Origin of the sequence: Anaerobiospirillum succiniciproducens DSM 6400, assembly GCF_000482845.1 — a bacterium.
GTDB lineage: Bacteria > Pseudomonadota > Gammaproteobacteria > Enterobacterales > Succinivibrionaceae > Anaerobiospirillum > Anaerobiospirillum succiniciproducens.
This window is the reverse complement of record NZ_AXWV01000029.1, coordinates 11,976-27,944: the sequence shown is the minus strand read 5'-3', so window position 1 is coordinate 27,944 and position 15,969 is coordinate 11,976. Positions and strand designations below refer to the sequence as shown.

The window sequence follows — 15,969 nt, the reverse complement described above, 5'->3', positions numbered from 1 at the left end:
TATTTAGTTAATGAGATGTACTGATCTTCTCAACTTAATGTGTATAAGTAGTCAGAATAATGAAAAGACAAAGTTAAGCACATTGTCTTTTCTATCGAGGTAAGTATGTCTGATAATACGCGTAATCGTTTCAGTAGCGATCGTCCTAGTTCTTTTTCAAGAACCGACGGGTCTTTATACTCCAGTAGCAGATCACCATCATCAACAAGTGATCTTCAGGATAGCTCCATAGGAGCCGCTCGCTCTATTTCATCATCAGCAACAGCTGCTTCAAACAACAGCAACGCTTCAAGTTTTAGAACCACGAGTTACATGCAAAACAATAATTCTCCTTTTTCACGTTCCCGCACTTCGGGTTCATCTGCATTCAGCAGTAGTTCTACCTCTCGTCACAGCGGCAACGCTATTGCTTCCGTTCTGAAGAAAACTGCTGATGTGCCAAACCGTGCTCAGTTCACTCCTAGCACCTACCCAGGCGCAGGTCGTCTGGCTATCGCATCACAGCGTGCAGGTTACGACTCTGTTGCAGCTCGAAACCCTGGTTTCGTTCCTACTACTACTGATCGCCTCAATGTTAAGTCACGTAGTGTTTCTGATGAGCAGTACAAGCGTTTTGCTCAGTATGTTGAAGAGCAAAGCGGTATCGTATTAGGCGATAACAAGCATTACTTAGTAAACAGCCGTTTATCATCACTGCTGCTCCGTTTTAAGGTGCCAACCATTGATGAGCTCATTAACCGTGCAATGCAGCCAAACATCTACAAAGAGATCAGTGGTGCTGTAATTGACGCAATGACCACCAATGAGACCTTATGGTTCCGTGATACCTATCCATATGTAGCATTAAAGAACATGATTCTTCCTGAGCTGGCAAAGGCTAACAAGAATCCAGTTCGTATTTGGTCTGCAGCATGTTCATCAGGTCAGGAGCCTTACTCTATCGCTATGGTCGTACGTGAGCAGGCTACCTCTGTTGTACGTGTAAATCCTGATTCATGTCAGATTATCGGCACCGACATCTCCCCTGAGATGCTCGAGCGCTCCCGTTTTGCCCACTATGACAACCATGCTCTTGCCCGTGGCTTAAGTGCTGAGCGTAAGGCTAAGTTCTTCAAGCCAACTGAAGATCCAAACGTAATGCGCGTGGATGACGTAGTTAAGAACATGGTTACCTTCAAGCAGATGAACCTCTTAGGTTCATACAGCTTATTAGGCAAGTTCGATGTTATCTTCTGCCGTAACGTGCTCATTTACTTCTCTAATGAAGTTAAGGCACAGATCTTAGAGAAGTTCTCAGCTTGCTTAAACCCAGGTGGTTACCTAATCTTAGGTTCTTCAGAGTCTATTCAGGGTCTGTCAGATAAGTACGAAATGGTACGCTGCAACCCAGGTATCGCTTACCGCCTGAAGTCATAATTACATTTTAAGAACACAAACTTACCTCACGTTCAGCTGTATGTCTGAACACCCACAGCTCGCCAGGTCACCTCCTTGCGGGCTGTTATTATTTTACCCCACCACTTTTGCTCACGCAAAACCAAAGCCCCAGCTCAGCCTAAGCCTTATCATCATCCTCCGCAGCAGTCAGAGCCACAGCCTTAACCTCATCTGCAACCTTAGACTTTGCCTTTCCAACTGAGCACCCACCTAGAATTCGCAAAGCTTTCAAGCTTTTTAGGTTTATCTCAAAATCTTTCTGGATTGTTCATAGCTTCTATATGATCTTTCTTTTTGCTACACACTAAGCATCTTGGCACCTCACCTTTTAAGATCGCAAGATCAGTTGTAGCAACACGAGAAGGTACGTCATAAGATCGCCAAAAGCCAGGATCACAAGTGTCTACTATAAGAGCTTAAAGCCAAGATCTAGCAAGTAAAAGCGTGATCTTAAGATCTCACGATCTTGTTTTTGACGATCGTAAGATCTCAAGATCTTGAGATCTCATATTCTTGCGATCTGACAATCTTGAGATCTCATGATCATGCGATCTGACGATCTGTCGACAGTCTTGCGTGTTGCATAAATACCACTAAGTGAGATCTTTTGGCTTAAGATCGCGAAAGTTTTAAAGATCTGAAAGCATGTGTGAGATTGGTTGATGAGTAGCAGTTAACAGTATGGCGTCTAAAAAGTGGGGTAGGTGTTACTTTTTACTTCGTTCGATATTACTTTTCTGTTTAAGTGAGAAGGGTTTTTAAAATTATTAGTGGCGTCCTTTTTCGGGTGTTAAAAAGTCGTCAAAAGCCTTAAATATTGCTTGATAAATGGCCTATATATCGGCTTTGTATGACATGGCACGCCTTTTGATACTTATGGGTCATATGCTTGTACGCGTTCAGAAAGTTTGACGCGTCTTTGGAGGTTTAAATGGCTCTTAGTTTCGATCAAGTATTCGGTGTTCATCAGCACACCATGCGCGTACGTAACAATCGCGCAGAAGTACTTGCAGGTAACCTTGCAAATGCTGATACTCCAGGCTTCAAAGCTCGTGATCTCGACTTTGCTGAAGCTCTGACTCAACAGTCAAAGTATCTTCAGACTGTCAACAACAATGCACCTATGACCAAGACTACTGCTGGTCATATGGATCTCTCTGATTTGGATGCCTTAAAGGATCCAAAGCTGACCTTAAAGTACCGTAATCCATTCCAGCCAGATACTGGTAACGGTAACACCGTAGAAGTCAGCACCGAGCGTATGAACTACGTTAGCAACAATATTGAATACCAGGCCACTATGCAGTTCTTAAACGGCCGTATTTCAAAGCTGCGTTCTGCTCTCAAGGGCGGTCAGTAATCGAGCCCAATTAGCTAAGTACTTTTTGCTTAGTGCTTAAAACAGGCTTAAAACTCTAAGTAGAGTTGAGCTTAAACAGAATTTTGGCCCGCTAGTGCTATGCGATGTCACAAAAGTGACAAGGTAAGACTACAGCACAGCAACTAGGCCACGACAGATTTTTAGAGTGCATCATGAGTGTTTTCAGAATTTTAGATATCGCTGGTACTTCAATGAACGCCCAATCAGTTCGTCTGAATGCTACTGCTTCTAACTTAGCCAACGCCGAGTCCGTTAGTTCTTCAGTTGAGACTACTTATAAGGCTCGTCGCCCACTGTTCTCTGCAGCTTGGGAAGAGGCTATTGCACGTAACAACCAGCAAGGTGAGCCAGTAGATCCAGTTTCAGGTGAGCCATACGGTATTGGTGTTTCCTTAAAGGGCATCATTGAGTCTGACGCTCCAACCATTAAAGAATACAACCCAAGCCATCCTTTAGCTGATGCTGATGGTTACATTTACCGTCCAAACATCAATCCGGTTGAAGAAATGGCCGATATGATGAGTGCCCAGCGTTCTTATCAGACCGCTGTTCAGGTAGCAGACTCTGCTAAGAGCATGCTCCTGCAGACCTTACGTTTAGGTCAGAGCTAAAACCAGTTTTTGATAGCAATTGCTGTCAATTCCTCCAAGCATATACAAATACAAAGCCCAGCCTTGTGCTGGGCTTTTTTTTTAGCGCAAGACAAAAATGGGGCACATAAAGCCCCAAATGAAAGTGTTGATGATTTCAAGCATCTCATCAACATCCTTATCGCCGCGATCGTAGCTTACTAATTCACACCACTTATCTACAACATCCTCAAGATAGTCGCACATCAAGAGCTTGACGCCCATTTCATCTAGAGCTTCAACTGACAAATAGCCAATTTGCCTATCATAGATCACGGCTGAGTAATTAAATAATCACTGTAAATAGCGGATGTACAGCTATTAATATTCAGGATGGGCTTGCAATAACGTGGCGAAAATAGGCCAGGTTATTTAGGCAATGCATGGCGCTACAGTGTAGCGCCACGTTGTGATCTTTTGCGATCTGGAGAGTTTAAATCCTCGAGCTCATGACAATAACAGCTCGGATTCAATCAAGAGCTGCTTGTGCTTCATGATTGAAGATATTGATATCATTAGTCACCATATTGAGGGAGCACAAGCTCCTTGCCGATGGTGTAGAAATGGCCACCTGCTACGTAGTGCAGGGTACGCAGCTCATCTGGAGCGCTATCAAAGTGCCAGTGGTTATCGCGATAAACACGTGAGTCTGTAACTACACGTAAGCACTTACCAAAGAACATGTCGTACTCATCTTCCATATGAGGCTCTTTAATTACCTCATACTCTAAGTAAGCTGAGCAGCCTTTGATCAGTGGCAGAGAAAAGCCTTCTTGCTCGATGAACTGAGCACCTGAAAGCTCAAGCTTTTTGCTCTCATCATTCTTTGAGACAGTGCCGAGCTTCATGACTGTTTCAACAATGCCAGCACCAGGGTAGCAAAGTAAGAAGCGGCCTGACTTTTCGATGAGCTTACGAGTGTAGTGATCTTTTGCCACTACAACGTAGCCCTTATCAAAGTCACTGACGCCAGCCCAGGCTGCAGCCATGTAGTTAACATCGCCATCAAGCGCAGCACCAACTAAGGTAGTAGCGCCTAAACCTAAAATACGATATGACTTGGCAACGTCCTGTTCTTGTAAAAGCTCTGACATATAAACTCCTTAATACCTAGTTTTGATGATGATTCTAGGCAAATCGTTTTTGTTTGATTATAGCCTCGTAATTTAAGATCTGTGCCTAAATAGCCGCATGAATATGCTTGTGTGAAAAATATACTTGTTTGAAAAATGTCTAGAGATCAGATTGTGGCTACATGTATGGCCGTGTTTTTGACAGATCGTATTAGCATGAGTAAACACATATAAAGCTGAGACACAGACGCTGAGTTTAAGGAAAATTGATGAGGCTTAAGTCTATGTGCGAGGCTTATCTATCAGGATTGTTTGCAAGGTTAGGTGTTAGGGCATAATTTGGCACAAAAAGTGTATATAACTGAGTAATCGTATTGGCTAAAGCTATGTCAGATCATCTGTTGCAAATCGATCTATTACTTAGCTTGGGCACAACAATGCTTTGCTATGTTCATGAGGCATAGCTTACGCGCAGAATTTATTAGCGAGGAAATCATGCCAGGCTTTAATCCATTAAGTAGTGGCCAAAACGGCGGATCCGCATGGGATCCATACAATCTTGCTAGAAACACCTTAAACAATGCAGGTGCTAAAGCAGATACTGGCTTTAACCCAATGGGCCGCACTTCTAGTACTAACGGTGGTGCCACTGCACCAGCTCCTGACCAGAGCCAGGGCGGCAATGGTAACTTTGATTACGGTTCTGCTGGTCTTAAGCCACAAGAGGACATCAAAGACGCTGCTAGTAAGGTAAAGGATCAAGTCCTTACCCAGAAAGACTTCTTATTACTTCTGACTACCCAGCTTCAGGCTCAGGATCCTACCAAGCCTGCCGATAACAACCAGCTGGTTTCTCAGATGTCACAGTTATCCATGGTTGAGAGCTTAAACTCCATTAACAGCAACATGGATAATGTGCTTTCATCTGTAGGTGCTTCATCTGCAATGAACGCAACTAACCTTATCGGTACTTACGTTTACACCGATAAGAACCAGGGCTACTTCGGTGGTTCCCCATCATCACCTGCCTTATGGTCAATTGACGCAGGCGATGAGACTTACTCCGATGTTAAGCTCACTATTAAAGATTCTGTTACTGGTCAGGTTGTTTATACTGATACTGCTGAGTCCATTACCGGCGAAATCAAGTATGCATGGCCAGGCATTTTATCTCCGGATGGTCCTGTTAAGCCTGAGGGTAAGCCAGAGGGCAAGCCTGATGGTGGTACTACCGAAGGCGGTACTACTGGTGGCACCACTGGTGGCGATAAGGATCCAGCTACCAAGCTTGCTGCAAACGGTTCAGGTACCGATGCTGATGGCAAGCCAACTGATCCAAATGCAAAGCCAGAAAGTAAGCCAGATGGCGAGACCAAGCCAGAAGGTGAAGAGAACAAGTACACCTACTGTAACCCAGGTCGCTATGTAATCGAAGTAACTGGTACCGCAAGCAACGGCCAGTCAGTTAACTTAAAGACCAAGGGCTTAGGCTTCGTATCCTCAGTTACCCTTGGCAAGACCTTAAAGGACACCATGCTCAACCTGTCAGGTTTAGGCGAAATGTCCTTCGAAAAGGCAAACCGCGTTACCCTGTAGTCTTATCTTATTTGATAGACAAGGCTATTGTTTGCAACGCAGTAGCCCTTGCACAGGGCTTCACGCCACTATCCTCGCACAAGGCCAGCTCATGCTGGCCTTTGTTTTTTGAGCGCAACCAAAACACCCACTAACTGCAACTACTGCTCACCTAACTAAGCTAAGCTAAGCTAAGCTAAGCTAAGCTCATGCTCATGCTCACGCTAACGCTAACGCTGAGGCTTTCGCTTACATCCCACCTTTCCAAGCCTAGCATCAGGCTCTCTAAAGCTCTCGAAGCACACTTCTAACCATTAATGTCATGAACATAAGATCATTGACCAGCTCTTCGACAAAGTAACACTATCAAGCCCTAAGCAAGATCGCGTCATCGGTAATGAATAAGATCACGGCCTTTATAGCGTCATGCCTGTCTAATTGAGCTTATTGACTCACGATCTGAAAATACAGTCGTATAGCTATTTCTTCATAAGATCTCACTAGGTATAGACGAAGTGGTGATCTTAAGATTGCTAGCAGCTATCGGTATAGGCGATCTTAAGATCTCTTTTAGCCGACTTATTGGCGATCTTAAGATCTTATGTAGAGTTTAGTAGTAGTCACTCCTAAGATCTTATTTTGAATTGGTGGTGACCTGTGATCTTGAGATCTTATGTGGAGTTTAGTAGTCATTCCTAAGATCTTATTTTGAATTGGTGGTGACCTGTGATCTTGAGATCTTATGGAGAGTTTTGTAGTAGGTATTCCTAAGATCTTATTTGAACTGGTGGCAGGCAGTGAACTTGAGATCTTAGAGAGAGTAGGGTTGTGACGGTTTTTAAGATCGCCAAGGGTGAATGGCTGTGATCTTTTGAGTGGATGTGATCGCTTTCTTGACACTCATAAACCTAAGCGTGGTCTAGTGTCGAGGGCCAAAATGTTGGCACTAGTGATTTGCAGATCAAAGATCTTAACTAAGCTTTGGGTCGCTATTAGAGATCTTTTCTACCTGGCCGTATGGAGATGCGCTGTAAACACGAAATTTATGGGATCTTCTCTCGTGGATAAAGCTTTAGTTGTTAAGTGAGCTTAGATGTGAATATTGATCTTGGGAGTTGCGCTGTAGCTGTAGCAGTGTGCTTGTGAGTTTGGGATTGTCATCTTACTAGTGGTCAAGATCTTAACAATGATCGAGTGATCAGCGTTAAGGATGATCTTTTTGAAGAAGTTTGATATTCGAGATGGATGCGATATTTATCATGTTTTAGTGGTGGCTGTGGGGCGGTGGTGAGAATATTTTTAAAATGTTGTGAAAAGTATGAGTTTTGGGGTGTTTTAGATTCAAAAAAATGACTTTTTATGCCTCATAAACGGCTTATATATGCTGTTTAACAAGTATGGCACATCAGTTGCACAATTAGGTGTGATCTAATGTTTTTCGGAGGTCCAAATGGATAATTTGTTATGGGTCGCAATGGCCGGAGCCAAGGAAAATTTCCATTCCTTGTCCGTACGTTCAAATAACCTTGCTAACGCTAACACTACTGGCTTCAAGGCAGAGTTTGAAAATACCCGTGCAATGAGCGTCTTTGGTGATGCTTATCCTACTCGTGCCTTTGCTATGACCGAGTTGCCTGGTTACAACTTTGACGGTGGTGCCATGCAGACTACTGGTCGTACATTGGATATCGCACTGCAAGGTGATGGTTTTATTGCAGTTCGCGATAAGACTGGTGGTGAGGCATACACACGCTACGGTAACTTATCTTTAGGTTCCGACGGTGTGCTGCGTACCTCTAACGGTCTTGACGTTCTTGATGAGGACGGCAATCAGATCGTACTCCCAGCTCCATTAGATCAGATCGATATTAACTCTGATGGCTATATCACTGGCAAGCCAATGGGCGCAGATGCCAACGTGGTAGAAACCTATCAGCGTATCAAGCTTGTAAACCCTGACGTTCGTAGCATTGAAAAGGGCTATGACGGTCTGTTCCGTGGTCGCAATGGCGCACCTTTAGATCAGGACGACACAGTAGCAATTCGCAGCGGTATGCTCGAAGCTTCTAACGTTAATCCTGTCGAAGAATTGACTAGTCTTATCCGTATTCAGCGTCAATACGATACTCAGGTAAAGATGATGCAGTCTGCCGGTGAGATGGACGACGCGCAGAACCGTTTATTAAGCTATGATTAAAGAGGCTATGTAATCATGATCCCAGCTTTATGGATTTGTAAGACTGGTTTAGATTCACAGCAGACCAATATCTCTGTGACTTCTAACAACCTTGCTAACGCATCAACTGTCGGCTTTAAAAAGTCACGTGCAATTTTCGAAGATCTGCTCTACCAAAAGGTAAATCAGCCAGGTGGTCGTTCCACTGCTGACGCTTTCTTACCTGAAGGCTTAATGGTAGGTGCAGGTTCCCGTGTAGTTGCAACTCAGAAGAACTTCGCTCAGGGTGACGTAGAGTCAACTGATAACGTTCTTGACATTATGATCAACGGCTCTGGCTTCTTCGAGATCGAAATGCCGGACGGCACCACTGCCTATACCCGTAATGGTCAGTTCACCAAGAACGAAGAAGGCACCATTGTAACTGCCGAGGGTTATACCCTTTTACCTCAGATCACCATTCCTGAGGACGCTACCGGTATTAGTATTTCTATCGATGGTCAGGTTTCTGTTCAGACTGCAGGTCAGACTCAGTCTCAGGACATCGGCCAGATTACCGTAACCAACTTCATCAATCCGAGCGGTCTTGAGCCAATCGGTAACAACCTCTACTTAGAGACCTCAGCATCTGGTAACCCAATTCAGGGTGTAGCAGGCGAAAACGGTATTGGTACCATTCGTCAGGGCCAGCTCGAGACTTCTAACGTAAAGGTTACCGAAGAACTCGTTAACCTGATTCAGGCTCAGCGTGTTTACGAAATGAACTCCAAGGTTCTGACCACCGTAGACACTATGATGGGTTCTTTAATCCAGTCAGTTTAAAGCTTAGTAAGTGCTTAAAGCTAAGCTTTATATGGCTTAGCTTAACTTGCAAACTAAAGCATAGCCTCCAAAACTTAGGCTCAGTGTTAATAAATCTGGGCCTAGTTAGAGGCGCTTTTTAGTTTATATGCTAAGAAACCAAGCTAAAGATTTGCTGCCACTAAACAGCAACGCTGTAGTGGGGATCTTTGGATTTGGAAAAACTGATAGTTTACCGATGGTGAAAGCTATGACGAATATTAAGGTATGCGCTATTGCTGCGCTCATGCCATTCATCCTGACAGGCTGTGCACTCGATGCTATGGGGCCTCAGCCAGATGATCCTGACTTTGCTCCTGCTCTCCCTGAAGAGGACTACACCACTGCTGTGCCTACAGGAAGTCTGTTCAATCCATATTCGTCGAATAATGGCTTATACACAGATACCCGTGCGCATAAAGTTGGTGACTTAATCTCTGTAGTATTAGAAGAGCGTACTAGCGCCTCTAAGAATGCAGGTACCACTTTAGGCAAAGAGAATAACGTAAACATCGGCGCAGTTACTGTGGGCGGTCGTCCAATTACTGCAGGTGGTTACGATACTTCTTTAGGTCTCTCTAACTCATCCGATTTCAACGGTACTTCAGATGCTAACCAGTCAAATAGCTTGAAGGGTAACATCTCCGTAAGTGTCGTAAAGGTTTTAGCTAACGGCAACCTCGTAGTACGCGGTGAAAAGTGGCTGATGCTTAACAATGGTAACGAGTACATCCGTGTAACCGGAATTATTCGTGCTGAAGACGTAAGCTCAGACAACACTGTTTCATCACAGCGTATTGCTAACGCTCGTATTCAGTACGGTGGCACTGGTGACTTTGCTAACACCCAAGAGCGTGGTTGGTTAAGCCGCTTCTTTAACAGTGCATTCAACATCTTCTTCTAGTTTTGTTTTGTAGCTACTTTATGATGATGCAAGAGCGCATCATCTAGAGGATGTTGTGAAGCGCTGACAAAACTCATTTGCACAGATGAATCAATTTGCATGACAGCTTTTGTGGCTGCAAGGATTCAATATGCGTCTTTTTAAGATTTTAGTCGCCCTTACTTGTATAGTTGGTCTGGCTATGACTGCAGCTCAGTCTGCACGTTTAAAGGATCTGGCCTCTGTACAAGGCGTAAGAAGCAACCAGCTGGTAGGTTACGGTCTGGTAGCTGGTCTTACTGGAACTGGTGAGAGTAACTCAAAGTTCACTGAGCAGTCTTTCCGTTCCATGCTCAACAATTTCGGCATTAAGATTCCTGATAACACCAGTATCAAGATCTCTGACGTAGCTCCGGTAGTAGTTCACGCTGAAATGCCTCCATTTTCAAAGCCTGGTCAGACTATTGATGTAACAGTATCTGCCATTGGTGAAGCCGATTCCTTACGTGGTGGCTCACTCTTGCAGACCATGCTGCGTGGTATTGACGGCAACGTTTACGCTATCGCTCAGGGCTCCTTAGTTGTAGGTGGTCTTGGTGTTGAAGGTGCTGACGGTTCTCGTGTAACTGTAAACACTCCAACTGTTGGTCGTATCGTAAATGGCGCTACCGTTGAGCGTGAAATCCCTAACGATTTCAACCTCACCGACTCCATTACCTTTAACCTTGACCGTGCTGATTTCACCACTGCTAAGAATGTAGCTGATACTATCAATTCTATTTATGGTACCGGCTCAGCTTTAGCTCAGGACGCTGTATCCATCCGCGTAAGCGCTCCACGTGATCCAGCTAAGCGTGTTGAGTTCCTTTCAGCTTTAGAGAATCTCGACATCACTGAGGGTAAGGAAGAGGCCCGTATCGTAGTTAACTCTCGTACTGGCACCATCGTAGTTGGCGCATCAGTTAGACTGCGTCCAGTTGCAGTTACCCACGGTGGCTTAACTGTTACTGTAAACGAAGATCCGCAAGTTTCTCAGCCTGCACCTTTCTCAGGAGGCCGTACCGCTGTTGTTCCTAACTCAGGTATCGCTGTTGAAGAAAAGCAGGGCCGTATGTTCAAGTTTGACACTGGCACCACTCTTGATGACCTCGTAAGAGCTATCAATGAAGTTGGTCTGGCTCCAGGTGATCTCATGTCAGTCTTAGAGGCACTTGATCAAGCAGGTGCTATCGAAGGTCGTCTCGTGATCATCTAATCGATTACCATCACTTAATCCTGCAACAGCCCATAGCCTCATATTTGGCTGTTGGCAGCAGTATTCCAAACGCGAGCATTAGCTCGCGTTTTTTTTGTCTAAAGCATGCCAACACACGCTCACTCCAGCTCCTGCCTGACAAACTAAGCTAAGTTAAGTTAAGCTAATCTTTCTAAGCTGCAATTCCATCTCATTAGCCAATTAAGTGCAAGCAAAACGTCCTTCAAAAGAACGCGTTTGGTCGAGTAGCACCATATCAAGTAACAGCATCTTGAGTAGCACCGTCGGTGTTCTTAGCTTTCGTCGTGCGCCTGATGATTATGAGGTTAATCTTGCAGTGTTTTTAAAGGCTTCTGTGCTTTGTTAGAGCAATTAACAGTAAAGATCATTGGTCCACTCTAGAGAAGTGAAGATTTGCAGTGGTATAAGAAAAGGTGATAGCAGTAGCCTGATTGGGGCTAATACGCTAAGAGGTCCAAGAGCTAATATGAGTGCTTGGAGCGAGACTGGTTCTTTTAGCGTAGATGGGGCCTTTAAGCGTAATGCGTGCTTGGCGGCAATGCGCTTGCAGGTGAGTTATTTTGGTGTGGGAAAATATTTCTCGGGAAAAATATCTGGGGACAATATATCGAGGGGAGATGTATCAGGCCGTGAAGCCTGATAGCAAAGGTAATTTAGTGGCTGTCGAAGAGAGGCTGAAGCATTTCTGGGATTTCAACGCCTTGATTACGAATCTTTTCTAAGATGGCCTTAGCTTCGTCAGTTAAAGAAAAGTACATCTTACGTTTATCTTCATCACACAGGCTACGGACTAGTAAGCCCTTTTCCTCTGCTGAACGGATTACTTTAGAAGTGTGAGAGGCGGTAAGGCCGGTGCGCTCAGAGATAGTGCTAGCAGCAATATACTCTTTACCAATAGAACACATAACCATAGCCTCATTGAGACTTACGCCGTAAGCTTGAGTTAAGCGCTCTTCAAAAACTGATAGAGCCCTAAACAGGTCTCGCATGAGACAAATGCACTTGATCTTTTCCATCGATTCGAGGCTCCAGTTACATTGTGGCGAAAGTATTTGATAGTTCGACATATGCTAAACCATTACGCGAGCACTTAAAAGCTAAAAGATGCAACAAGCAATAAAGCTTAGAAAAATATGCGCTATTTTAAGAGCAAATAATTTTGGGCTTATGTTTGTTGTATATGTTCCTAGATAAGGCCAAATCGCTCTTTTCTAGGCAATAGTTGCTGATAGCTGCGCAGTTAGCACAGAAACTAAGGTTATAAACTCACCTCATGTACCAATCATGAAAGAGCACAGGCTAAGGTGCTGCCCCCATAAGTAAGCAGGTGTCAAATAGCAAGTGTCAAAAATCTACTGTATACCATACAAATAGGAACAGGCGGTAGCAACTAGCTCCCGCCTGCAGATTGCGCTTGCTTTGTTGAAAACTTTTTACTCTTTAATACATCTTGAAACTGCAGGCCACTTGTCAGTGTTAGGTGAACTTTTGCCTAAAGATGCGTCACTTAGCTGCAATTGCAAGATGTCTTTGTAAAGAGGAATTAAAACTTTTTAATAAGCGGTAGAGGTTATTTGCTCTACCGCTTTAAGGTATGCAGTTTTAAGCGACTTTTAGCTGCATACACTTTAGTTGCTAGATGAAGAGGTTTACGTTAGCGTGGTCAGCGCGTTCCATGTAAGTAGCAACGCCGCCTAAGGTAACGTTATCGAGTAACTCTTCCTTCTTAACGCCCATAACATCCATGGACATCTCGCAGGCGATGAACTCAACGCCATTGTCGATAGCCTGTTGACGTAAGGACTCAAGTGACTCAATACCCTTCTTGTTCATGAGGTAACGCATCATCTTAGTTCCAGCGCCCATCATGTGCATCTTAGAGAGCTTGAGGCCGTGAGTGCTTGATGGCAGCATCATGCCGAACATCTTGCCAAAGAAGTCCTTCTCAACGGCTGGCTTATCAATCTTCTTGATAGCGTTTAAGCCCCAGAATGTGAAGAAGATGGTTACCTTCTTACCAGTTGCTGCTGCGCCGTTAGCAAGAACAAAGGTAGCTAATGCCTTATCCAGATCATCTGAGAACATGATGAAGGTCTTGCCATCATTCTTTGGGGCTAAAGCAGTTGCTGCACAGGCGCTCATTGAGCCTTGAGCCTCGGCAAGTGCAGTGGTGCCACCCTTACGGATAAATACCTGCCATGCGCCGTCCTTGTTCTCGGCCTTGATGAAGGTGTTACCAGTGGACTTACACCATGACTCAGCATCACGAGTAAAGGAAACCTCACCAGCGGTGATCTGAACTACTTGGCCGTCTTGTAACTCCTCAATGCCCTTTTTGAGCTTAAGGATAGGGCCTGGACACTGCAGACCACGGGCATCAATGACCTTCTCTACATTGCTTAAATCAACCTCACCTGATGCTACTGGAGCTAAGGCGGTGGAGCAGCCGGAGCTGCAGTTAGATGCTTTAGTTACGGATGAGCTACTACTGGGCATAGGAACTTTCGCATTTGCAATACTGTAAGTACGTAAACCACCACAGAGGTTAACAACGTTGTTAAAGCCATGACCCTTGAGGATACAAGAGGCCACATAGCCACGCAGGCCAACACCGCAGTAAAGAACTACCTTCTTATCACGTGGGATCTCACTGAGGCGATCACGCAGGCTATCAAGAGGAATATTTACATCACCTGGAATATGACCTACAGAGTGCTCTTCTTGGGTACGTACGTCGATAAGAGCGATAGAGTCTCTATCGATGTCTCTAAGTTCACGCCAACCGATGCCTTCAAAACAACCCTCAATCAGGTTAGAAGCAACGTAGCCAGCAATAGCTACAGGATCCTTTGCTGATGAGAATGGTGGAGCATAAGCATGTTCTAACTCCATCAGGTCATAGATGGTGCCCTTGTGCTTGATGACCATAGCAAACTCATCAATGCGCTTGTCTACGCCCTCAGGGCCAACAACCTGTGCACCATAAAGCTGACCAGTCTTCTTATCAAAGGTGATCTTGATGTCGAGCATGCCGCCACCTGGGTAGTAAGAGGCATGAGCTGCGCTGTGGGTATATGAACTGATGTGGTCAATGCCCATTAAATCAAGACGCTTTGATGGCAGACCGGTAGAGGCTACAGTAAGGCCAAAGACCTTGGCTACTGCAGTACCAATTGAACCTTCATAAACTACTTTATCGCCGAAGATAATGTTATCGGCAACAATGCGGGCCTGACGATTAGCAGGGCCTGCTAAGAAATTGAGCCATGGCTTGCCGGTAATTGGGTGTGGGTACTCAATAGCATCACCAACTGCATAAACATCATTTGCAGAAGTCTTTAAGTACTTATCTACCTTAATGCCACGCATCTCGCCTAATTCGATGCCAGCATCAACAGCCAGCTTGGTCTCAGCGCGAACACCAATAGAGAGAATAACGAGCTGAGCTTGAGTCTTGATGCCTGACTTGAAGTTAACTTGTAAACCTGCATCAACCTTTTCAAAGGACTCGACAGCCTGCTCTAAGTAGAGCTTAACGCCGTTATTTACGAGCTCTTGGTGAACAATGGCAGCCATGGAGTAGTCGATAGGGCTCATAACTTGGTTGGCCATTTCAACTACAGAAACCTCTACACCTGAGTGAACTAAGTTTTCAGCCATTTCAAGGCCGATGAAGCCACCACCAACGATAACAGCCTGCTGTACATCGTGAGTCTGCATGTATGACTTGATAGCATCAGTATCGTGTACGTTACGCAGGGTGAAGATACCCTCGTTGTCGATGCCTGGAAGTGGTGGACGAACTGGAGCGGCACCAGGGGAGAGTAAGAGCTTGTCATAGCTCTCGGTGTATTCTTTGCCGTCACGAGTGCGGATGGTTAAGCTCTTGACGTCCTTGTCAATTGCTGTAACTTCCTGCTGTACACGAACGTCAACATTAAAGCGCTTACCAAAGCTTGCTGGGGTCTGAACAAAAAGGTCGTCACGATCGGAAATCACGCCGCCTAAATAGTATGGAAGACCACAGTTGGCGTAAGAGATGTAATCACCTCGCTCAATTAAGACGATTTCTGCATCTTCACAATTACGACGCATACGGGCTGCAGCTGTTGCACCGCCTGCTACACCACCGATAATTACAACCTTCATGTTTAGTTCCTTATTGCAAAAGTTTCTAATGGAAATTAAGTTTGCTAAAAAAATTGGCTCTATGGCCAACTAGTAATCAAAGTCGAACTCTTCTAATAGAAGAATTATGACTCGTTGATTATTATTTCCAATGGAAATTTTTAACACAACAAATTATTGATATTAAGAATAATTGTGACTCGGGATAAAGTCAAACATTAAAACAGTGAAAGATCGATAAATAATATCCATCTCACACTTTGTATTTATAAATCCTATAAATATCAGCTTTTGCTAAAAGTGAGATCGCCAAAACCTCAGAAAAGACATCACTAATACATGCGATTCATCATGCAAAAGTAAAGATCTCAGAGCACAGACAAGGAATAAACAGATAGCCCCTTAGAGAGTGCACCCATTGCTTGCACAGTGTCTTAGCTTGCTCACGAGTAGGGCTAATTCACCTGAGAATTATGTATTTGCTAGTTTTTGCTTAGTCCATAACAGTGCATATATAGACGATTGTGCATGCAATAGGTGCATTTATGCCCTCACATGTACACTTTTAAAG

The 15,969-nt window shown here is 44.5% G+C and carries 12 protein-coding genes; 8 read left to right on the top strand and 4 right to left on the bottom strand.

Annotated elements, in window-relative coordinates:
* Window positions 1-105 precede the first annotated feature (105 nt).
* The 3 genes from H524_RS14360 to flgC all read left to right on the top strand — a co-directional run bounded on the left by H524_RS14360 (window position 106) and on the right by flgC (window position 3,429).
* Window positions 106-1,416, top strand: a complete 1,311-nt coding sequence (locus tag H524_RS14360) for a CheR family methyltransferase (protein WP_245580442.1) — start codon at window positions 106-108, stop codon at window positions 1,414-1,416.
* Window positions 1,417-2,368: 952 nt separating this feature from the next.
* On the top strand, window positions 2,369-2,797 hold the full coding sequence (gene flgB, locus H524_RS0105180; RefSeq protein WP_027939458.1) for a flagellar basal body rod protein FlgB: 429 nt from the start codon (window positions 2,369-2,371) through the stop codon (window positions 2,795-2,797).
* A gap of 173 nt (window positions 2,798-2,970) precedes the next feature.
* The gene (flgC, locus tag H524_RS0105175; protein ID WP_027939457.1) at window positions 2,971-3,429 is read left to right on the top strand and encodes a flagellar basal body rod protein FlgC; all 459 of its coding nucleotides are present in this window, start codon (window positions 2,971-2,973) and stop codon (window positions 3,427-3,429) included.
* 81 nt (window positions 3,430-3,510) lie between these two features.
* Here the strand turns inward: flgC and H524_RS0105170 are convergent, their stop codons facing one another.
* Both H524_RS0105170 and H524_RS0105165 read right to left on the bottom strand, forming a co-directional pair.
* Window positions 3,511-3,696, bottom strand: a complete 186-nt coding sequence (locus H524_RS0105170; protein ID WP_027939456.1) for a hypothetical protein — start codon at window positions 3,694-3,696, stop codon at window positions 3,511-3,513.
* Between the two features lie 266 nt (window positions 3,697-3,962).
* A complete protein-coding gene (locus H524_RS0105165; protein ID WP_027939455.1) occupies window positions 3,963-4,541 on the bottom strand; it encodes a flavin reductase family protein in 579 nt (192 codons plus the stop codon).
* Between the two features lie 432 nt (window positions 4,542-4,973).
* Between H524_RS0105165 and H524_RS0105160 the strand changes: the two genes are divergently transcribed.
* The 5 genes from H524_RS0105160 (at window position 4,974) to H524_RS0105140 (ending at window position 11,249) form a co-directional block, all read left to right on the top strand.
* On the top strand, window positions 4,974-6,116 hold the full coding sequence (locus H524_RS0105160) for a flagellar hook assembly protein FlgD (protein WP_169726131.1): 1,143 nt from the start codon (window positions 4,974-4,976) through the stop codon (window positions 6,114-6,116).
* A 1,429-nt stretch (window positions 6,117-7,545) separates the two neighbouring features.
* Window positions 7,546-8,292, top strand: coding sequence for a flagellar basal-body rod protein FlgF (locus tag H524_RS0105155; RefSeq protein WP_027939453.1), 747 nt, complete (start codon window positions 7,546-7,548; stop codon window positions 8,290-8,292).
* A gap of 15 nt (window positions 8,293-8,307) precedes the next feature.
* On the top strand, window positions 8,308-9,093 hold the full coding sequence (flgG, locus tag H524_RS0105150) for a flagellar basal-body rod protein FlgG (protein ID WP_027939452.1): 786 nt from the start codon (window positions 8,308-8,310) through the stop codon (window positions 9,091-9,093).
* Between the two features lie 229 nt (window positions 9,094-9,322).
* A complete protein-coding gene (gene flgH, locus H524_RS0105145) occupies window positions 9,323-10,015 on the top strand; it encodes a flagellar basal body L-ring protein FlgH (protein WP_052338924.1) in 693 nt (230 codons plus the stop codon).
* A gap of 130 nt (window positions 10,016-10,145) precedes the next feature.
* On the top strand, window positions 10,146-11,249 hold the full coding sequence (locus H524_RS0105140; protein ID WP_027939450.1) for a flagellar basal body P-ring protein FlgI: 1,104 nt from the start codon (window positions 10,146-10,148) through the stop codon (window positions 11,247-11,249).
* Window positions 11,250-11,923: 674 nt separating this feature from the next.
* On the opposite strand, the gene H524_RS0105130 is transcribed toward H524_RS0105140, so the two are convergent.
* Both H524_RS0105130 and H524_RS0105125 read right to left on the bottom strand, forming a co-directional pair.
* Window positions 11,924-12,286 (bottom strand): MarR family winged helix-turn-helix transcriptional regulator, encoded by a 363-nt coding sequence (locus H524_RS0105130; RefSeq protein WP_027939449.1) that lies wholly within the window; start codon window positions 12,284-12,286, stop codon window positions 11,924-11,926.
* 619 nt (window positions 12,287-12,905) lie between these two features.
* Window positions 12,906-15,419 carry an FAD-dependent oxidoreductase gene (locus tag H524_RS0105125; RefSeq protein ID WP_027939448.1) on the bottom strand — a complete coding sequence of 838 codons (2,514 nt, stop codon included), beginning with the start codon at window positions 15,417-15,419 and terminating at the stop codon, window positions 12,906-12,908.
* Window positions 15,420-15,969: the final 550 nt, after the last annotated feature.